The organism is Shewanella sp. 10N.286.52.A9, assembly GCF_041468985.1.
GTDB classification, from domain to species: domain Bacteria; phylum Pseudomonadota; class Gammaproteobacteria; order Enterobacterales; family Shewanellaceae; genus Shewanella; species Shewanella japonica.
This window is the reverse complement of record NZ_JBFRJQ010000009.1, coordinates 82,283-102,981: the sequence shown is the minus strand read 5'-3', so window position 1 is coordinate 102,981 and position 20,699 is coordinate 82,283. Positions and strand designations below refer to the sequence as shown.

20 protein-coding genes are annotated in these 20,699 nt (G+C 39.6%); 11 read left to right on the top strand and 9 right to left on the bottom strand.

The genetic code is table 11. The features are described 5' to 3' along the window. Positions 1–66: 66 nt before the first annotated feature. The 5 genes from AB4128_RS08800 (at position 67) to AB4128_RS08780 (ending at position 4,312) form a co-directional block, all read left to right on the top strand. Positions 67–1,065: an aminoglycoside phosphotransferase family protein gene (locus tag AB4128_RS08800; protein WP_372037465.1), complete on the top strand. Its 999-nt coding sequence runs from the start codon at positions 67–69 to the stop codon at positions 1,063–1,065. A 47-nt stretch (positions 1,066–1,112) separates the two neighbouring features. Further along, positions 1,113–1,793 (top strand): N-acetylmuramate alpha-1-phosphate uridylyltransferase MurU, encoded by a 681-nt coding sequence (gene murU, locus AB4128_RS08795; protein WP_372037464.1) that lies wholly within the window; start codon positions 1,113–1,115, stop codon positions 1,791–1,793. Between the two features lie 52 nt (positions 1,794–1,845). Further along, positions 1,846–2,622: a co-chaperone DjlA gene (djlA, locus tag AB4128_RS08790; protein WP_372037463.1), complete on the top strand. Its 777-nt coding sequence runs from the start codon at positions 1,846–1,848 to the stop codon at positions 2,620–2,622. A 66-nt stretch (positions 2,623–2,688) separates the two neighbouring features. Beyond that, positions 2,689–3,303, top strand: a complete 615-nt coding sequence (locus AB4128_RS08785; protein WP_055024312.1) for an outer membrane beta-barrel protein — start codon at positions 2,689–2,691, stop codon at positions 3,301–3,303. 58 nt (positions 3,304–3,361) lie between these two features. Beyond that, positions 3,362–4,312 carry a D-2-hydroxyacid dehydrogenase gene (locus AB4128_RS08780; protein WP_372037462.1) on the top strand — a complete coding sequence of 317 codons (951 nt, stop codon included), beginning with the start codon at positions 3,362–3,364 and terminating at the stop codon, positions 4,310–4,312. Between the two features lie 180 nt (positions 4,313–4,492). Here AB4128_RS08780 and purT read toward each other — a convergent pair whose 3' ends face one another. Next, positions 4,493–5,689: a formate-dependent phosphoribosylglycinamide formyltransferase gene (gene purT / locus AB4128_RS08775; protein WP_372037461.1), complete on the bottom strand. Its 1,197-nt coding sequence runs from the start codon at positions 5,687–5,689 to the stop codon at positions 4,493–4,495. Between the two features lie 272 nt (positions 5,690–5,961). Between purT and AB4128_RS08770 the strand changes: the two genes are divergently transcribed. After that, positions 5,962–6,351, top strand: a complete 390-nt coding sequence (locus tag AB4128_RS08770) for a DUF3302 domain-containing protein (protein ID WP_372037460.1) — start codon at positions 5,962–5,964, stop codon at positions 6,349–6,351. A gap of 2 nt (positions 6,352–6,353) precedes the next feature. Then, positions 6,354–7,502, top strand: coding sequence for an HlyD family secretion protein (locus AB4128_RS08765; protein ID WP_055024308.1), 1,149 nt, complete (start codon positions 6,354–6,356; stop codon positions 7,500–7,502). A gap of 203 nt (positions 7,503–7,705) precedes the next feature. Here AB4128_RS08765 and AB4128_RS08760 read toward each other — a convergent pair whose 3' ends face one another. Next, on the bottom strand, positions 7,706–8,251 hold the full coding sequence (locus tag AB4128_RS08760; protein WP_065108979.1) for a DUF4136 domain-containing protein: 546 nt from the start codon (positions 8,249–8,251) through the stop codon (positions 7,706–7,708). 250 nt (positions 8,252–8,501) lie between these two features. Here AB4128_RS08760 and AB4128_RS08755 point away from each other — a divergent pair, with 250 nt between their 5' ends. Next, entirely contained in the window at positions 8,502–8,807 is a 306-nt protein-coding gene (locus AB4128_RS08755; RefSeq protein ID WP_065108980.1) for a DUF1289 domain-containing protein, read from the top strand. A 19-nt stretch (positions 8,808–8,826) separates the two neighbouring features. Here AB4128_RS08755 and AB4128_RS08750 read toward each other — a convergent pair whose 3' ends face one another. From AB4128_RS08750 to glnD, 7 genes are all read right to left on the bottom strand, one after another. Beyond that, positions 8,827–10,080 carry an ATP-binding protein gene (locus AB4128_RS08750; RefSeq protein ID WP_372037459.1) on the bottom strand — a complete coding sequence of 418 codons (1,254 nt, stop codon included), beginning with the start codon at positions 10,078–10,080 and terminating at the stop codon, positions 8,827–8,829. A 17-nt stretch (positions 10,081–10,097) separates the two neighbouring features. Continuing rightward, positions 10,098–10,811, bottom strand: coding sequence for a winged helix-turn-helix domain-containing protein (locus AB4128_RS08745; RefSeq protein WP_055024304.1), 714 nt, complete (start codon positions 10,809–10,811; stop codon positions 10,098–10,100). Then, complete coding sequence (locus tag AB4128_RS08740; RefSeq protein ID WP_055024303.1) at positions 10,811–11,227, bottom strand: DUF3019 domain-containing protein; 417 nt, start codon at positions 11,225–11,227, stop codon at positions 10,811–10,813. The genes AB4128_RS08745 and AB4128_RS08740 overlap by 1 nt, the downstream gene beginning before the upstream one ends. Positions 11,228–11,229: 2 nt before the next feature. After that, positions 11,230–12,105, bottom strand: coding sequence for a MipA/OmpV family protein (locus AB4128_RS08735; RefSeq protein WP_055024302.1), 876 nt, complete (start codon positions 12,103–12,105; stop codon positions 11,230–11,232). A 176-nt stretch (positions 12,106–12,281) separates the two neighbouring features. Then, the gene (locus tag AB4128_RS08730; protein ID WP_065108984.1) at positions 12,282–12,542 is read right to left on the bottom strand and encodes a hypothetical protein; all 261 of its coding nucleotides are present in this window, start codon (positions 12,540–12,542) and stop codon (positions 12,282–12,284) included. 179 nt (positions 12,543–12,721) lie between these two features. Further along, the gene (locus tag AB4128_RS08725) at positions 12,722–13,261 is read right to left on the bottom strand and encodes a YcxB family protein (RefSeq protein ID WP_082419967.1); all 540 of its coding nucleotides are present in this window, start codon (positions 13,259–13,261) and stop codon (positions 12,722–12,724) included. Between the two features lie 31 nt (positions 13,262–13,292). Beyond that, entirely contained in the window at positions 13,293–15,911 is a 2,619-nt protein-coding gene (glnD, locus tag AB4128_RS08720; RefSeq protein ID WP_055024300.1) for a [protein-PII] uridylyltransferase, read from the bottom strand. 125 nt (positions 15,912–16,036) lie between these two features. On the opposite strand from glnD, the gene AB4128_RS08715 reads away from it, so the two are divergent. The 3 genes from AB4128_RS08715 to AB4128_RS08705 all read left to right on the top strand — a co-directional run bounded on the left by AB4128_RS08715 (position 16,037) and on the right by AB4128_RS08705 (position 20,518). Next, positions 16,037–16,741 (top strand): 16S rRNA pseudouridine(516) synthase, encoded by a 705-nt coding sequence (locus AB4128_RS08715; RefSeq protein WP_055024299.1) that lies wholly within the window; start codon positions 16,037–16,039, stop codon positions 16,739–16,741. 110 nt (positions 16,742–16,851) lie between these two features. Continuing rightward, positions 16,852–17,811 carry a LysR family transcriptional regulator gene (locus AB4128_RS08710; RefSeq protein ID WP_080915159.1) on the top strand — a complete coding sequence of 320 codons (960 nt, stop codon included), beginning with the start codon at positions 16,852–16,854 and terminating at the stop codon, positions 17,809–17,811. Positions 17,812–18,217: 406 nt separating this feature from the next. Further along, positions 18,218–20,518 carry an OmcA/MtrC family decaheme c-type cytochrome gene (locus AB4128_RS08705; protein WP_372037458.1) on the top strand — a complete coding sequence of 767 codons (2,301 nt, stop codon included), beginning with the start codon at positions 18,218–18,220 and terminating at the stop codon, positions 20,516–20,518. Positions 20,519–20,699: the final 181 nt, after the last annotated feature.

Sequence of the window (20,699 nt, the reverse complement as noted above, 5' to 3'; positions counted from 1 at the left end):
ATCTTTAGCTGTTTCCAAGTGTTATGTTGGCTATAATAAAGCAATTTTCCCATAAGAGCCATTGAGATGACTTTATCTGATACAAGATTTATTTTACTTAGGAAGTGGTTAAGTCAATATTTTAAGACAGAAGTCGAGATAGAGCTAATCTGTGGAGACGCAAGTTTTCGCCGTTATTTTAGAGTTAAACATTTAGCAAAGTCTTATATAGTCTCAGATTCACCGATCGAGCTTGTGCCAATACAACCTTTTATTGATATGGCAATTTCGTATCAAAAAGTCGGATTAGTTGTACCTGAAATTATTGCTCAAGATAATGTGTCAGGATTTGTTTTGCAGTCTGATTTAGGTGATGAGCAGCTAATTAATCAGTTAAATCTGCAAACAGTTAAGCCGCTTTATACTCAAGCACTCGAATTACTACCACAAATTGCACAAGTCAAAGCTACCGCCTCAGGTGAGCTGCCTTTATATGATCGTCAATTTGTTGAACGTGAATTAGCGATTTTTAGTGAATGGCTGTTAGGAACACATCTGAAATTAACTTTATCAGACCATGATAAGCAAATTATCTCACACGCATTTAGTGTGCTGATAGAAAATGCTATCGCTCAGCCACATGTCGGCATGCATCGAGATTATCATAGCCGCAATATTTTACTGGTGGATAAGCAACTCGGTGTGATTGATTTTCAAGATGCAGTGATAGGCCCTGTGACTTATGATGCCGTGTCTCTTTTACGAGATTGCTATATCAAATGGCCAAAAGACATCGTTGATGAGTTAAAGCAATCTCATTTTCGTCTTTGTCAGCAGCATCAGTTCATTGATGAGTCTGTGTCATTTGAGCAGTATGAGTCTTGGTTTGATTTAATGGGATTACAACGCCATATCAAAGCCGCAGGTATTTTTGCAAGGTTACATCACCGAGATGCAAAACCAGGTTATTTAAAAGATATTCCGTTAACACTCACTTATATCGTCGAGGTCTCGGCGCTTTATCCTCAGCTAGAAGAGTTTGGCTTATGGGTTAAAGAGCGAGTGTTCCCTCTGATATCAAAGTAAAGAAATCAGTAGCGAATTAATAAGTTACCTATTTTGTTGGAGATAGAATGAAAGCAATGATTTTAGCTGCTGGCCGTGGTGAGAGATTACGACCTTTAACTGACACATTACCTAAACCAATGGTAAAGGCGGCTGGAAAAGCATTAATTGAGTACCATTTAGACAAATTAGCTCAAGCAGGATTTCAAGACGTTATTATTAATCATGCCTGGCTTGGGCATAAGCTTGTCGACAGTTTAGGCGACGGAAGTCGATGGGGCATAACGATTAAATACAGTGCCGAGGAAACAGCTCTGGAAACGGCAGGTGGTATTAAGCAGGCATTGCCTCTTATCGGTCATGAGCCGTTTTTTGTTATTAATGGTGATATTTATATCGATAAGTTACCTGATATAACGCAGGCAATAGATGTGATGGCGTCAAATTCAGCATTAGATGCTTTTTTGTGGTTAGTGGATAATCCTACGCATAATCCTAGCGGGGATTTTGCTATAATAGACAATATGCTAGCTGAAAGTGAACAGGACAAATTAACCTATTCAGGTATGGGAATTTATCACCCTAAGATGTTCACAGAACTAACAGCGGGTAAAAGTGGTTTAGGACCATTGTTAAGGCAAAAACTAGCGAGTGAAACATTGGCGGCGAGCCACTTTCAATCCTATTGGTGTGATGTCGGTACAATCGAGCGATTAACACAGTTAACACATTATATTGAGAATCAATAAATTCATTACATGGTGAGCTCATGTTTACCATGATTAATTAGCAGGAAATTCAATGCGCATTTGGGGTAAGTTTTTTGGGTTTGTCATTGGATTTATGGCGGGCAAATTTTTTGGCGCTTTAATCGGTTTATGGCTGGGGCATGCTTTTGATAAACGGGCAGGGTTGGCCGATTTAGTGCGCAAAGGTCATGAGAGGCAAGCTCAATTTTTTAACACTACATTTATGGTGATGGGCCATGTTGCTAAAGCATCTGGACACGTAACCGATGTGGATATTCGCATTGCTACAATGCTGATGGATCAAATGAAGCTCACCGGTGATGCGAGGCGTGATGCACAAGCGGCCTTCAGAGCTGGTCGAGATGCACAATTTGATTTGGTTAAAACCTTGCAAGAATTTCGAGCTATGGCACAAGGCCGTAGTGAAATTCTACAAATGTTTTTAGAAATACAAATTCAAACAGCGCTTTCTGATGGTGAATTACACAGTAAAGAAAAACAAATTTTATCTACAGTTGCCAAAGAGTTAGGTTTGGGGCAAGCTCACTTAGACGCACTACTTAGTCGTTGGCAAGCTGAGTTTCACCATCACCAATCTGGCAAAGGCAATAATATGCAGTTGGATGATGCGTATTCTTTACTGGGTAAGCAGGAGTCCTCCAGTGACCAAGAGATTAAACGTGCTTATCGTAAATTAATGAATGAACATCACCCTGATAAGTTACTTGCAAAAGGCTTACCTGAAGAAATGATGGAGCTTGCTAAATCTAAAGCCCAAGATATTCAATCTGCGTATGAAACGGTTAAAGCGTCAAGAGGGATGCGTTAGTATTCGATTAATGCGGTATTTACCGTGTTTTGCTTATGACATTGGTTGTTGTACATGGAGTTACACATGAAATTACGTTCTTTTATTTGCGCGCTATCTTTATCCGCTGCGGCTTTGCCTGCAAGTGCCGAGATATATGTATCACCTTTTGGCGGCTACAGTTTTGGTACATCTGAATTTGATATTTCAGAAGTGAGTACCGATGAAACTGGCAAACTGAAAATATCAGAATCAGAGCACTATGGTGTCATGATAGGTACAACCACAAAAGATCCTGGCAATATCTACTTCCTTTATAGTACACAAGCGACAGATGTTAGAAGTGGCGCATTTAGTGATGAAATTTTTAATGAACTGGATGTCGATTATTTCCATTTAGGTGGCAGTCTATATTTCCCTAATGGCAAATTTAAACCTTATGTCACTGCCACTGTCGGTGCAACTCATCTTAGACCAAGCGGTAACTACTCATCTGAAACGCGATTTTCAATGGGATTTGGTGGCGGTGCAGCATTTGAAATAACTCCACAAGTTGCTTTATTTGCTGATGTGAGAGGTTATGCCACCTTTATAAATTCCGATAACACCTTCCTTTGTGGTCCTAATGAATGTCTTTGGCATATTTCGGGAGATGTTATGTGGCAAGGGCAAGCGAATGTGGGTTTAGAGGTTAGATTCTAAAAACGCTTTTTAGCACGGTTAAATTCAAGCACTGTAAATTATAGGTGGGTGAGCGAGTATGAAAATTGTAGTGCTTGATGGTTATACGCTTAACCCAGGCGACCTAAGTTGGGATGCGCTTTCACAGTTCGGGGATATAGAGGTGTTTGAGCACACTGAACATGATCAAATCATTTCTCGAAGTCGTGATGCCGATATAATACTAACCAATAAAGCCGTTATAACGAACAAGGTTATTGAGCATTGCCCAAAGCTTAAATATATCGGTGTGACGGCAACAGGAACCAATGTCGTTGATATGACTGCGGCCAGTTCCCGTAATATCGTTGTGACGAATGTGCCAGCATACGGTCCTGATGCAGTTGCGCAAATGGTGTTTGCTCTTATTTTGCAGCATAGCCAGCAAGTGTCTTTGCATGATGAGGCGGTTAAGCAAGGTCAATGGTCGAATGCGAGAGATTTTTGTTTTACCTTATCACCATTAATGTCACTAAAAGGCAAAACCATTGGCATTGTGGGTTATGGGGATATTGGTCAACAGGTTGCTACATTGGCCTTAGCATTCAATATGAACGTCATTATTACTAGTGGCTCAAAGAAAACCAATTTACCTCTTAATGTAAGTTGGCAGCCCTTAGAGGTATTACTGACTCAAGCTGATATTGTTTCATTGCATTGCCCGCTAAATGAGACGACAGATAAACTCATTAACAGTCAGAGTTTAGGTTTGTTAAAACCTGGTGCGTTATTAGTCAACACAGCTAGAGGCGGATTGATTGATGAGGATGCACTGGCATTAGCACTAAATCAGCGTAAGTTATTTGCCGCTGTGGATGTGCTTTCGACTGAACCCCCAGCAAAAGATAACCCCTTGTTATCAGCTAACAATATTGTCATTACTCCGCATATTGCTTGGGCGACGATAGAAGCAAGACAAAACCTGTTAACAATAGCAGTTAATAACATAGAGCAATTTTTACAGGGTAAGCCTTGCCATCAAGTTAACTAGACTTTGCTGGATAAATTAACACAGTCTGCAAAATGTAGTGATAACCAACAATCATAAAAAAAGCCTAACAACAGATGTTAGGCTTTTTTAATTTTAAAGCTACCGTCATTTAGCTAATGTCACTTAGTTAATGCCAGTAAGCTCAATGTCGGCAAGAGAGAGGCCATAAGTCGTCAAGCCCTAGGTAATCACGTTTACTTTTGCAGCTGCTCGTTTAGCTTTAGCTATTGCTAAATCAATATCGGTATCTCTAGCTAATGCAACGCCTAATCTTCTGCGGCCGTCGATATCTGGCTTACCAAATAACTTAACTTGAGTATCTGGCTCAACTAATGCGTTGGCAACGCCTTGGTAGCGAATATTATCTGAGCTACCTTCAGCTAAAATGACTGCAGAAGCACTCGAACCATGTTGCTTAATTTGCGTAATAGGTAAGCCCAAAATCGCACGTACATGTAGCGCAAATTCTGATTCATCTTGGCTAATTAACGTCACCAGTCCGGTATCGTGTGGACGAGGAGATACTTCTGAAAAATACACATCATCGCCTTTAATGAATAATTCAACGCCAAATAAGCCGAAACCGCCTAATGCCTTGACTACCGCTTGGCCGATTTCTTGCGATTTTGCTAATGCAATGGCTGACATGGCTTGCGGTTGCCATGATTCACGGTAATCGCCGTCTTCTTGTCGATGACCAATTGGGGCACAATAATGAATACCGTTGACTGCACTGATGGTGAGTAAGGTAATTTCATAGTCAAAATCCACAAAGCCCTCGACAATGACGCGCCCACCGCCTGCACGGCCGCCTTCTTGAGCATATTGCCAAGCTTGTTCAATTTGCTGTGCTGATTTGATCACACTTTGGCCTTTGCCTGATGAACTCATGACGGGTTTTACCACGCAAGGCAAGCCAATATCTTCAATTGCTTTAGTAAATTCAGCTAAGGTATCGCAAAAATAATAAGGTGAAGTCGGGATACCTAAGGTTTCAGCTGCTAAACGTCTGATCCCTTCTCGATCCATCGTCAGCTGCGTTGCTTTGGCTGTAGGGATGATATTAATACCAGTGGCTTCAAGTTCCACTAAAGCTTGAGTAGCAATAGCTTCAATTTCTGGAATGACTAGATGAGGCTTTTCTAGCTCAATGACAGCTTTTAACGCCACTTCATCCAACATATTTACCACATGACTTCGGTGTGCCACTTGCATGGCTGGTGCGTTAGGGTAACGGTCTACACCAATCACTTCTATTCCGTATCGTTGTAGCTCAATTGCTACCTCTTTGCCTAGTTCACCACATCCTAGCAGCATAGCTTTAATCGCACCTTCAGTACCGGCAGTACCAAAATCTAATGGGGTCTTCGCGTTCATTGTTTTACCTTCTAGGAAGCCTGTAGGGAGTTTGCTGCAGAATGTTAACTTGTATTCAAACTTGATTGATTAGCAAAGCCTATAAATGTGTAAAAGATCACGTGAAAAGAGTTATTTTTTTAACGAATAAACAGTGTTTTATAGTTATTTTATTGATATTCATGTGTTATCTTGAGGTTGTGTTTGTGTTGCGCTAATTGGTTGCGAATTGGTGAGGTTAACTTAAAACAATACTGGTTGGTTTTCTGGCTATGAGTCGATAGGAGAGTCATATGTTTTTGGATTATTTTGCATTAGGGCTGCTGTTTTTTGTAGCGCTAGTGATTTTTTACGGTGTGATTGCAATTCATGATATTCCCTATGAAATTGCCAAGAAACGTAATCACCCTCAGCAGGATGCATTGCATATAGCGGGTTGGGTGAGTCTTTTTACCATGCATGCTATTTGGCCATTTTTATGGATTTGGGCAACCTTGTATCGTGAAGATAGAGGCTGGGGATTTAGTAATGGTAAAAAGCGAGAGTTAATTCTTGAAGGTGAGGTACGCGAGTTAATGGAAAAGGTTGAAGATTTAAATCAGCGCTTAGCCTCTATTGAGACGCTAAAAACTGACAAGGTTTCAGAAAACACGCCAGAACAACAACCTAAGCAAGAGGTGTAATCATGGATCTACTACTGATTTTAACTTACACCGCGTTTTGTGTAGCAATATTCAAGATATTTAAGATCCCATTAACCAAATGGACAGTACCGACAGCAGTATTAGGCGGTATTGTGTTAATTGGTACACTGCTTATCTTAATGAACTATAACCATCCTTATACTCGTTTTGCACGTGAGTACTTTGTATCTATTCCAATCAACCCTGCTGTACGTGGATTAGTGGTTGAAGTGAATGTGAAGCCTAATATTCCAGTGAAGAAAGGCGATGTTTTATTTAAAATAGACCCGACACCATTTATTGCTGCGGTTAAACAAAAGCAAGCTGCACTAGAAGATGCTAAGCAAGCAGTACCGCAATTAAAAGCATCTTGGGATAGTGCTATTGCTCGTGTAACTCAAGCAGAAGCTAATCGCGATAGAGCGAAATCAGCTTTTGAACGTTATGATGAAGGTAAGCGAAAAGGTGGTAAAAACTCGCCATTCTCAGAAATTGAACTCGATAACAAACGCCAGTCATATTTATCTGCTGAAGCACAGTTTAAAGCCGCTGAAGCAGAAGAAATTCGCTATCGATTGGCTTATCAATCTAATATTGATGGAGTGAATACCGATGTTGCGGTTATTCAAGCGCAACTAGAAGAGGCGCAATTTAATTTAGACAGTACAGAGGTACGTGCACCCGTTGACGGTGTTGTGACTCAAATGGCTCTTCGTCCTGGTGTAATGGCAGTGCCTATTCCCCTTAGGCCTGCGATGACGTTTATACCTGATGAAGATAGATACTTTGCTGGTGCGTTTTGGCAAAACTCATTATTACGTCTTAAAGAGGGTGATGAAGCTGAAATTATTTTAGATGCAATGCCAGGGGTTGTTCATAAAGGCCGAGTAGCTAAGGTGTTACCAGCAATGGCTGAAGGTGAGTTACAGTTTGGCGGGGCACTTCGGTCTTCTAATCAATTGTTCCAGCGTGGTCGTGCTCTGGTATTGATTGAGCTTGACGATGAAAATGAATTGCTTAGAACATTACCTGCGGGTGTCGCTGGGCAATCGGCCATTTATACTGAGCATTTCACTCATGTATCGATCATTCGTAAAGTATTACTGCGTATGCAAGGTTGGTTGAACTACTTGTTTGCTGAAGGTCATTAATCGCTATTTTTCTGATACTGACGATAGTAGTAGTCAATCATGGTATTAGTAAATAGTGACGATAATGAAACTAGCGCCATAATGAATAAGCACAATAATGGATAGTTACGAGCTAACCTTATAGCAGTAAAATAAAAGTCCGCACTATGCGGACTTTTTGTTTTTGATTAAGTACCTTGAAGTTGTTTTAACACTTTGGCTGCTTAGTTAACCTTAGGGCTAGGGGGGAATAAGGCCAGTATATTGGTGATGGTTTTACTGGTTTCTACGACTTTCTCGTCGCCGCCAGATTCAAAATCAAACTCATCTGTTCCACGCCAGATAAGGCGGTTCTCTTTTGCATCGATGATATCTACTTGAATAACTTGGATTTTCGCACTGTCACTACCGATTGGGATCCCCATACTGGTGCCCACACCGACACCACCGTGGCTCCCACTGGTGCCAGTACCTAAACCAATCGATAACCCAGAGCTTTTAGGTTTATCTTTGGTTAAAAAGCCATAACTAACAGTAAAATCGCTGTTTTCTTGTTGTTCAACAAACCCCTTAGCTGTGAGAGTAGAAAGAATATTTGCACGAATGCGTTCAGCGCTTAGTGGATCGCCTTGATCTGGCGTATCAATGAAATGGAACGTTTTTAGATCAGAGAAATCATACTTGGTATCATAATCAGACTGAACATTGGTGCTTTGGCAAGCCCCAAGACACAGTAGCATGGTAAATAACATCATATATCGATAAAACATAGACTCTCCATTAATTCGAACGTTTCAGACTGCAACTCATGCTTTAATGAAATGTTTTAAGCACAATGTAGTTATTAATTTAACGGCAGTTTGTTCATAAACTTACTGTTAGCTTAATGCAAATTCAGTGCTTTAACCAATGTTAGCGATGGCATGCTACTGATTAATTGATGAATAATTGTTTAGTTATATGGCAATCTGCTTATTTAATGCTAAGTTAGAATGATTATTGTGCAATACGAAAGAGGTTATGGAGCAACTCAGTTTTCTGTCGGTACCCAGTCCGTGTATAGGTGTGTGTCAAACAGATGCGCGCGGATATTGTGTGGGCTGCTTAAGAAACCGAGATGAACGTTTTAACTGGCTTCATTTTAGTGACGCGCAAAAGCACAATATTATTCGCTTATGTATACAGCGTAAACGTCGTAGGCAATATGCAAAATATAAAGCGCATCAAATAGCGGTAAAACAGCAGCAAGCCGAAGTTAACCCTCAATTTGATTTTGATGAAAAGCCAGATGATGACCTTGATTTTGGGGATTTTTCGTTAGATTAAACTCGCTAAGGTGTTGGATTTACCTTGGCCATATTAACGTAAAAGTCGTGGCCTTGTGGTCACTTTCTAACTTCACTTGTCCTTTATGGCGCTGCATTATTCGTTTAATAATCGCTAAGCCTAATCCGTGTCCTTTATTGCCTTTATGTTGAGATTTACTACGATAAAATGGCTCAAAAAGTTTAGGCTGATCTTCTTCTGGGATAGCTTCACCATCATTGACTACCGCTAAATAGACTTGCCTTTCATCATAACTTAGATAGATATGAATATCGGTGTTGGCGTATCGTTGTGCGTTTGTCACTAGGTTCTGAATCGCTCGCTCGACAAGCGATGTTTCCGCCATAATACCCATGTTATTCATCGAGTGATGAAAGTGAATAGGTTTCTCATTCAATGGCTGCAGGCGGCTGACGAGATCCTCTGTAAGACTCACTAGTTCGCATTTTTCTAATGTCGGCTCTAGTTGAACCTCAAGGCTTGCATAGGTTAATAGCTCTTGCAGTAAGGTTTCCATTTCTTTTATGTCTAACTGCATTTCATCTAGAAAAGCTTGTCTGCGCTCTGCATCACTTTTAGGAAGGCAGTATTGAGGTAGAAGCGCTAAAGCAAACTTTAATCTCGCTAAAGGGGTTCTTATCTCGTGCGATACAGCATTGGATAGGTGTTTCTGGTTCTCAATTAAGTCACTGATATGTTTTGCCATATCATTGAATGTATTGGCCAGTGGTGCAACCTGTGAACCTGCATTAAGTTCGATGCGAGTGTTCCACTTGGCCTCACCAAAGTTTTGGGTCGCTTTTTTTAATGTTTTAAGGTCTTTTGATAAAGGCCAAACCCAAATTAGCGCAACAAATGCGAGTAATAAATAAAAGAAAATGGTGAACAAGTTTCTAAGCTGGCCCCTCGGGTCAACATCCACAGGCCCTGCCATCAGGACTTGATCGCCTACAGCAATGAATTGCAGTTCATGATCTTTATCTGCTGTGGTGGTAATGATTTGATTGTCAGAGAACACCACTTCAGCACTGAGTGCTATTTCATGTTTTTCAAATAGTTGTAAGGGGTATGGGTATTTTTCGATGATCGCTTCTAGCTGCTGTTGTCGATCAGCTTTAGGTTGTTGCGCCAATAGAAGGGCAAAAGCAATTAAAGGCGAGTCTATGTTGTCGTGATCGTCGACTTGTTGTTGCCAGAGGCTATCTAAAGTCCAGCCTATACCTAAAAAGCTTAAGCTTAATAATAGGTATAGGCTGATGAAGAGTCTTTTCAAAGTCTTCTATAACTCGATTAGTTATTCCACGCTTCCGGCGCGAATAAATAACCTTGTCCCCAAACAGTTTTAATTCTGAATGGTGTCTCAATACTGTCGCCTAGCTTTTTACGCAAACGCGAAATACGGACATCGATTTTTCTATCTTTACCATCAAAGTCAATATTAAGCAGGTATTGGTAAATGTATTGACGACTCAACACTTGGCCCGCTTGTGAGGCTAATAACCATAATAACTCAAATTCATGGCTAGTTAGGTCTACTTCCGTATTCCCCAAGCGAATAGCTTGAGTATGAGGATCAATACTTAATTTACCAAAACTTAAACAGTGTGACTCAGGTTTTGAAGGCTGTGCCTGACGGCGAAGTAAGTTATTGATTCTAGCTACTAATAAACTAGGGTCAACAGGCTTAACTACGTAGTCGTCTGCACCCAATTCTAATCCTTTGATTTGATCTTCAGGTGAGCCTAATGCGCTCATTAATAAAATTGGACCTGCAAAATAGTCAGGTAATTTTTCACAAAGGCTTAATCCATCAAGTCCAGGTAGCATGATATCCAGTAAAATAATATCAGGCTTGTAACTAATTAATCGTGTTAGAACGGTATCGCCACGTCGCTCAACTTCAACGTGCATATCGTGTGACTTTAAATAGTCCACAATCAAATTGGCAAGACGAATATCATCTTCAACCAATAAAACTCTATGAGTTGATGGGGGGGTTGCCATTAAAATAAACTCCAAGGGTTTCGGTAACGTCGTCGAATTTTGGGTTCAGACGTTTTTGTGACTTTTAGGATTACTTCCGCCAGTTCATTATTATTGCTTTTATTTATTAAGACAAAATGAATATCTTCATTTGTACTTACTGATATTTGCAACGAGTGTTCATCAGTTGAATCACTACACCAGCGAGCAATAGGTTGGTAATTTGACTGGATACAAACCAATTGTTCGTTTTCGACCTGCCAATTTAGCTCAATGTCAATTTCACAAATACTATCATTTGCATCAATAAGACATAAACGAGGCGTAGCCGAAAGCTGTGCTTGCCCGATAAGCGTATCAGCTTTGGCAAAGAAAGCACTAAAAATCAGTATTAATATACCGAAAAGGTGATAGACCTTATGTTCTTTGAGGAACAAGGTTAGAACCTATATGCAGCTCCTGCAAAATAGGAGTTGGAGTAATCTTCATTTATTATTGGGCTGTCTATAATTTCATCTGCAAGTAGAGCATGGCGCAAAGCTAATAATAAGTCCCAACGCTCTGATATACGGTATCGCGTTGTTAATTCTATTGCTTTATTCCAGCCTGAACTTGGTTGGTATTGTTCACTCCAGTATGCATTTTCACTGGGGCGAATACCATAGTAATAATCAATGACTTCAGCGCTTTTCCATTCAGTTTCTAGAGTGAGATCAAAACGCCAATCACTCACAGCTAAAGAATAGTTCCAGCTAATATTTACTTCTTGCCCGTTATGGACATTCAGTAAGTCATGAGCGGCTGCGATTTTCAGCACGCCAAACTGGCCATACCAAAATAATTCAGCACCACCATATACGGTGAAGTTTCGACTTTCAAGTTCATTTAAAACAACGGGTTGCTCAACACTCTGTACTCCAAACCCTCCAATATTAGGTAGAGAAGAAACTGGGTCAGTATTAGCAGATTGAGGAAGAAAGATATTAGAAGGATCCCAGCGATAAAAAAAAGCGCGTTCATCGCTATAGCTTGTTGCTAAGTTGATGGTAAAGGTTTCTTGTTCTGTTAGGGTATAGCCAAAATTAAAGTTGTCAAAAAACCAGCTTTCACCATAGTAAGCTATTGATGGTATTACATATAATGGAATGTCGTCGTAATTGGCAATAGGATTAGTTTTATTGCCATAGCCAACTGCAACACTAATATCCCATTCACCTACAACAACGCAATCACCGTCAAGTTGACAAGGTTCATCCGCAATGGCAGGAAAAAGAATGAATTGTGATACAAATAAGGCAAAAAATAATCGATACATCAAAAACAAACAACCTATATTTATCAATTAAACCGATGAATAGGTGCCACTTTAACACCTATTTAATCAATGAAAAATTTGTTTAATTGATTTGATACAAACTGATACTTATGTTTGCTTGGTGTTGTTTAGGTTGTGTGTTGGTTTGTTTTTGGCTATATCAATGTTTTTACAGGTTAAATGTTTTCTTTTGTCTCATCTGTTTTTGCTAGCTGACGTTGGCGTTGATAGCCCATTTCAATCAGTTGAGCATTGATGCAATCAGATACAAACTGTTGCCTTTCGTTTTTATCCACTTGTTCTTCTGTTGCTGTTGTTTCACAGGCGACAGTAAGTGAATTAACAATATCAATTGGCGCTTGCGTATTATTGGCTAAACTGGCTGAACTCACTATGAGTGATAATGAAATGAATGTATAAAAAGCTGGCTTTTTCATGTGTTGTCCTTTGAGAACTTATTATTGGTTTAAGGCCACTGTGACATCTTTTTTCATGGTTAACTCATTAAAATGTGGACAAATAATGTGAAGTATTTATCCACTTAAATTTACTAATGACTTAACCTCGTTACGCTCATAGGTAGCCTTGTACGTTATTTAGTCAGCTTAAAATGGTTTTAGTTCAGTTTTAGATTAATAAACGCTATGGCAGCATCATTTAAGCAACGCTTAGAAATGTAATGCTTTAATGATTGAGTGGTTAATAAGAAGCCTTCATCGGTCTCTTTAGCACGACAGATATCTGTCCAAGGAAGAAGGTGATCAATATAGTTAGATTTAGAATGTATTCCCTGCTCATTAATCGTAATAGTAACGGGATTGTTGGCCGACTTACTGATCATTTGTCTCATTAGCCACCATGCGCGATTAAAGCGAACCTGTAATGCTTCAACGCCACCTAAACCAATAAAAAAGTAGGCAAGATAAGGTGTCACATCGGTGAATGTCATTAAAAATCCTGCAACAGTAAAAGCGATCGCTTTGAGATACCGTTTGGGACTTAAGTTAACTTCGACAGATTGGTCGTAGGTTTCTTCAAAATGAGATTTATCAAGGATATATTCTTTAATGTAACTGAAACCGACGGTATTGGTGTCATCGGTTTCAGCAACATTATTAATAGTACTGGCTTCAGTTTGATTATGACTTTCAGACATATAAGGCTCTAATACAACAAAGATAGGGCAATTATAATGTTGAAGTGATCGATTTGACTAATTTTTCCTGCAGTTCAGCTTGCTCCAATTCAGTTAACTGTGCGCCATGTTGATTAGATAATGCAAATACATTATCCGCACGTTCGCCCACAGTACTAATTGCTGCTGAATGAATGTTGAGATCGAGTGCTCTAAAGGCACTGGCAATTTGTCCCATAAATTCATGGGTTTCTAATGCCAGTACATGCACTAGTGTGCGGTCGGCCTTCTTAGAATGAATAAACTCAATCGTGGGTTTATTATCAAAGTTTTTGGTATGGCGAGAAGGTCGAGTTTTAGGCGGTGACATATTGTCATCGAGTACCTGACGTAATTTTTTAATGACTTGTTTACGGCGTTGGGCACTAAAAATAGGTTTGCCATCAAAATCGAGCACTTTAAATGCTTCAACAACATATCCGTCTTTGGTTTTAGATATTTGAGCTTGGTTAACGGAAATTTTTAGTGTCGACAGTGTGTTAAATAATGAAATAAATAATCCAGGTCTGTCTTTGGTGTAAACAAACACATCACTACAGCCTTTAACGCTACTGTCATCAAGTATGATGAGTGAGTGATCATCAGGATGATTTTCTTGTTCGTGGCTTAGAATACCTAGACTGTATTTAGCGATTTCACTTGGAATTGCATTACTAAAGAATGATAACGGTAACCGTTTCCACAAGGTATTTATTTCAGTAAGTTGAGCTTCACTAGGACTAATAATGCCTAAAGCATCTTGTTTGTGCTCTCTGACGAGGGTTCTTAATTGCAACACATTTTCTAAGCCATTTCTGAGCGCTTTTCGCGTTGCAAAATACAGGTCGGTAAGTAAGCTTGCTTTCCAGTCATTCCATAAATCGTCATTGGTTGCTTGGATATCTGCAACTGTGAGGCAATATAGTGCATCAAGTTTTGTAATACTACCAACTGATTTTGCAAAGGTTTTAACCACTTCTGGGTCGTGTATATCCATTCGTTGAGACGTAATAGACATTAATAAATGTTGCTCAACTAACCAGCTGATTAATTGCTGTTGTGAGGTTTTTAACCCGTGAAACTTTGCGAATAGTTTGGCATCTACTGCGCCAAGCTCACTATGATCACCGCCACGACCTTTTGCTAAGTCATGGAATAACGCTGCAAATAATATGGATTCTTTCGCTTGAAAACGTTCAAAAATATCAGCAGCCAGTTTTTGATCTGCTGGCACTTCATCTTGAGTTAAGCCATATATTTTTTTCAGTAGCTTATGAGTATGCTCATCTACTGTATATGCATGGAATAAATCAAACTGCATTTGACCTACGACTTCACGCCATTGAGGTAAGTAGGAGGCTAAAATACCGTGCTGATGCATTAAGGTTATTGCCAGACCCATTCCATGAGGGTGCTTAAATAAGCTAACAAATAACTCTCGGCAAACCTGATAATCTTGCAAGTCACCCATTAGTCTTCGTCGCACTTGGCGCAATAGTCGTAATGTTTCTGGGGTGATACCTGTTACTTGCTCGTGATAAATGGCAATAAAGGTAAACATCGACATGATTTGGGTACGATCAATAAAAACGTCTTGGTTTTGAGCGTGAATTTGCCCATTATAAATTTGGAAGTTTTCATTTATCTCAATTATCACAGGTGTTTTTTGTGGCACAATTTCACGTTCGAAATAAGCCATTAACATTAGATTTAGCTCACGAATACGTTTCATGGCTCTAAATAATTGGCGCATCATTTTTTCAATGGCGATATTACCGCTATCGCCAAAACCTTGCAGACGTGCAACTTCAGCTTGGTGCTGGAGTAATAATCGATTTTCAGAGCGGTTAGAGGCTTGATGCAAAGCAAAACGGACACGCCAGATGAAGTTTTGACACTCCATAAACTCAGCGTATTCATCGTCAGTTAAAAATTTAAGTCGGCGTAGATCTTTTAAACCATCAATAGAGAAATGCTTACGAGCAATCCAGGTAATGGTTTGAATATCCCTCATGCCACCGGGACTGTTTTTTAAATTGGGCTCAATATTAAATGCGGTGCCTTGCGCCTTATTGTGTCGCACTTTTTGTTCATCATATTTAGCATCAAAAAATGCTTCACTTGACCAAATTGTTTCGCCATAAAGCTTACTCAGAACTTGGTGTTGGTGATTCTCGTGGCCACAGATATGTCTAATTTCTAGCAGTGTTGTCGCAATAGTGACATCTTCTGCGCAGGCTTTAAAAGTATCATCAAGTCGTCTTACTGCATGGCCCAAATCTAACCCTAAATCCCATAATTGAGTTAAAAAATGGCTTAAGGAGTTTGCGTCATGTGCTGATAAGTCACTGTCATGGATAATGCAAATATCAATATCAGAAAAAGGGTGAAGTGTTTTACGCCCATAACCACCCACTGCATTTAAGGAAATGGTGCTGGTTTCAAACGGGGTAGCTTGCCAAAGGTGATTTAGTAAAATGTCGAAAAACTGCGCTCGATGCTGCAGTATTTCTGCGATAGAACAACTATTTATTTGTTGTTCTAACCAGGTATCAAACTCAGTAATGGATTGTTTTAGGTCTACAATGCTCATTTCTGGCTGTAAAATCGGATAAGCTGGTTGCAAAGACATGTTACTCCTTTATTGTTTTGCCTTTAAACAGGGTATTCGATTTGGTTTGTTAACTCAAACGAAGTAACTAAATGAATCGGAATAAGTTAATTCTTTTAATTAGTTAATTGAGAATAAATTATAAAATGCGAAGTAAGCGAAGTCGGTTAGATCAATTTTTTGCTCAAAAGCTGCAAATTTCTAAGAAAGCTGTCAGGCTGTTATTACTTGATAATCGCATTGAAGTGGATGGTGAAATTTGTAAGTCAGTCGATTTACAAATTGATGAATTTACTCATATACGCTTTGATGGTGAGTGGTTACAACATCATACACGGCAATACTATATGTTAAATAAGCCTGATGGTGTCGTCAGCGCAACTAAAGACCGTATCCATCCCACTGCTTTGTCATTACTTGACAATATCGATCTGGATTTGATGCATATTGCAGGTCGCCTAGATTTACATTCGACTGGATTACTATTAATTACCAACGATAGCCGTTGGTCTGAAATGCTGATGGCACCTGATACTAAGGTTAATAAGCAATACTTGGTGACGTTAGCAAATCCACTTGATGAAAGCTATATTGCTGGTTTTTTACAGGGGATGCATTTTGGATATGAAGATATAGTCACCAAGCCAGCAAAATTAGAAATTCTATCGACTTTTCAAGCTAGGGTGACTTTACAAGAAGGTAAGTATCATCAAATAAAGCGTATGTTTGGGCGCTTTAGAAATCCTGTTTTGGCATTACATCGTGAGTCGATAGGTAGTATCAAATTAGATACTCAACTCGAATGTGGAAAATTTCGTCATTTAACTGAGGAAGAGATTTTAATGAAATAATTTAGATAGATATGAGCAGATTCAAGATTAATAAGTCTGCACTGGATCAATATACTTTGTAAATATTAGTGCTAATGTTTTGGCTGGATGAAATTTAAACAGGCAATAACATGGATATAAAAGCACTAAAAAAAATTAGCGAACTTGATGTATTCAGTTTATTGGTTTTCAAAATTATCTATGAAACGGGGTTTGCCAATCTTGCTGCAAAAGAGCTTGGCGTTTCAGCGCCTAAAATTAGTCGCTGCCTCACAGCACTTAGGCTGACCTTTGACGACGAGTTGTTTTATCGTCGCCAGCAAGGTTTAAAACCTACCGCGTTAGCTGAGCACCTTTATCAACCCATCTGCGAATTTTGTGAATCTGCCTCAAATATAGAAAGAATTGTTTGTGCAGGGAATAAAACCAATTCTTCTAAAGTCCTCAATATTGCTGTCACTCCTATCATTATTAATTCGCTGGCTTTGTCTTTAGGCCGTGAAGAGGTGATGGATAAATTGGGTAAAGTGAGGCTTCATTTATGGAACGAATACTCAGAAGAGAAAATTCATCAAGGTGATATCGACCTCGGGATTAATTTTGGCGGGGCTTGTGTGACTGAATTAGAGTCTCAAGTTATTGGTATTTCTACTTCTACTTCTATTGCTGCTCGGCGAAATCACCCTATTTGGAACAGCGGTTATATTGATTTAGAAGAAATTAGCAACTATCCGTTTTTGATTCTTGAAGGAAAGGGGTTTAATGACAAATTAGATCCGTTTGAAATCTATTGTCGTCAATCGGGTATCGAACCACCAAGCATCAGTCGGGTGACTTCAGTTTCAGAGTGGTTTTGTCATCTATTGACGATGAGAAGCTTCAGTTTTATGTCGACTGCTGAATCCAAAGTATTGGGTAGCTTAGACGATATACGTGTAGAAAAGCTCCCCGCTTTTGAAAGACAAAAATTGGTGGGTAAATGTTTATCCCCTGAGTACAACATTATTGAACGTTCATCGCCTTATAGACGTTACTGTGAAAATAGCAGAGAAATTATATTGGACTCAGTGAAGTATTTGATCAGTTTGTAACGCATAGCTTCTCGAAATAAACGCCTAAAATGAAGCCGAAAGGCTTCTTTTTTATCCTTCAAATTAAGTCTGGTTTTTGAGTTTGTTTACCGTGTTTAAATAAGTTTATTCCTACTCAGACGATAGTACCTATTACCCATCATTTTGTTACTTTGTTTTCTTCCCAGTTTTGCTGATTATAAAATTGTAAATATCATAAATTGAACTCAAACTATCAAATAAAAGCAATAAGTTATGTGAGTTTTACATAGCGAAATTGCTAAGCTCGAATTGTGCAATTTTTAGCTAAGAATCTTTAAATTTCAATCACAATTACCACACAAGTTTAATACATATTACAGGCTGTCTTTTATATTGGAATCACTGCCACGGCAGAATCAAATACCTAAAATAAAGGGATACGATAATGAGAACTTATAAGAGAACAATACTCGCAACAGCGTTGATGGCTGTTATCGGGTTAGTGGGATGCAGTGATGGTGAAGATGGCCAAGATGGGGCTCCGGGTGAGCCAGGGGCACCAGGTGAACCGGGTACACCTGCGGGTAATGTTGTTTCAACAGTAGAATCTGCAGCAGACTTTATATTAACGGTTGCACCAGAAGATATCGTTGTAGTGGGGAGCGAAGAATTTTCTGTTAAATTTACTGCCACAGGTAAAAATTCAGCAGGTGAATCTTTACCTTTTACTGGTTTAGAGCAAGTGGCTATTTATGTGGCTAACCAAACGGAAAATATGACTGATACCGGTGCACCTCTCGTTTGGGAAAGTAATGGTTTAGCAAATGATTTTAGCTACAGCATGTATTGTACGCCTACGGGCAAAGCAGATTCATGGGGAACAGAGGTAGATGCCTGTACTCTCGTTGAAGATGAAGCCAATCCTGGTACATATACCGGGACTTGGGAGCATGATGGTAATGCGCCTATTGTCTTAGAAAATGGGGATGCTAATAGTCTTCATCGTGTCATGGTTCGAACTTATAATATTGTCGATAGTTCTGGCACATCGGTTTCAGATAAACTGCTTTCTACCCCAATTGACTTTATTCCTGCGACTAATGAAATCGCAATTTCAGAGAAAGACTCTGTTTCAAATGCGGCATGTATTAAATGTCACGGCCAGTTAGATGGTTATGAAGATACTGATTCACGTATCGCTGATCTTAGCGCGCACCATAATTATCAAAAAGTAGAAAACTGTGTGTCTTGTCATAACCCTTCTTATCCAGTGACGGATGAAGAAGCGGAAGCCTTAGGTTATAACCTTAACTTTAATGCCATGATCCACACCATTCACGCTGGTCATCATATTGATAATCTAGAAGGTGCAGCTAAAGAGATGTTCTCTGAAATTGCCTTCCCTGCAGAGTTGAATGAATGTACAACATGTCACGACAACGGTACTCAGTGGAATGACAATGTTTATGCAGAAGCCTGTGTGTCTTGCCATACCAATGTCGATTTTGAAACTGGTGAAGGTCACTTAGGAATTGTGCCTGAAAGTGATGCTTCATGTTCAGGTTGTCATGGTGCGGGCAGTTTAAGCCCTATGCAAGCTCATGGTGTTGGCGGCAGAGATGAGTTAGCTGATAAGTTTATTATTGATATTCAATCAGTAGAAGTAGAAGCTTCTGCAACTGCTGGGATGTCTACGTTAGTCGTTACGTCAGAAGTGAGCATGAACGGCTCCTTACTTGATGCTGCAACCTATGCGTCAATTACAGATTATATGACTAATGCAGGTCGTGGTTTATTAATCGGCACGTTAGATGCAGATACAGGCGCTGTGTCACATGGCTACGGTGCCGATGGTGGATTTAAAATGGACTTCGTTGGTGGCGTGATGAGTTCTGATGGCGTAGTCGTTAACGAAGCTGAATTTGCGACTGATTTATTAGTTGGTCCAATTTACGCAACGGCTGAAGTGCAATTATGCGGCTCAGGAAGTGAAATTGTCGAGTGTACCCAAGATGATGATGGCAATATTGTTGAAATGGGCGTGGCGAATCTGGCTGAGACTAAGTACTTTAACCTAACGCCTGATGCAGATATTGTTGAGATGCGTATCGCTGATGCAGATCGTACTTCAATTAGTGAAGCTAAGTGTAATGATTGTCATGGTAACTTAACGCATATTAAAAGCACTCACGGTGTCACTGAGTTCACACAATGTGCTTATTGTCATAGCGAAAACTTAGGTGGTTCTCCTACTTATCACCCTACAGCATCGTATAAAACTGACGAAGTAGATGCTGATGGCAATGCAATATGGGATGTCGTTGAAGGTTTATCTTTTGCTAACCGAGACCTCGTTACTGTTGCTCATAGATTCCATGCTGGCTACTGGGATGGTGAACCTGCTGTATACCGTGATGCTGAAGGCAATCTTAATGGGTACTCTGCAATGTTAAATAACTGTCAGGCTTGCCATAAAGAAGATAGCACCGTATTTGCTGCAGATGGTGGATTAACATCAGGTAAACGCTCTGTCGAAACTGATGCTGGTTTCATCTCGCCAATCTCTGAAGCTTGTCGTAGTTGTCACGTGAGTGCCTCTGCATTAGCTCACTTCAAGAGTAATGGCGCTTATGTACAGGATGAACCTGGTTCAGTGGTCGATTTACCGATTGAGTCTTGTTCAACGTGTCATGCCGAAGGTAAAACCTATGGTGTTGACGTGATGCATAGTGGAACAAGTCATTAATGACTTTTCGGTTTATTAGCATGCTAAAAAGGTTACGATAACTTTTTGTGATTAGCATAATGATTAAAGGAGCCTTAGGGCTCCTTTTTATGTTTTATTGCTTAGAAAAGGGTTAACAATGCAATCGCGAATTCAAATAGTTCAGAGTGAAGAGTTTAACGTGTAGCGTCATGAAGTACGA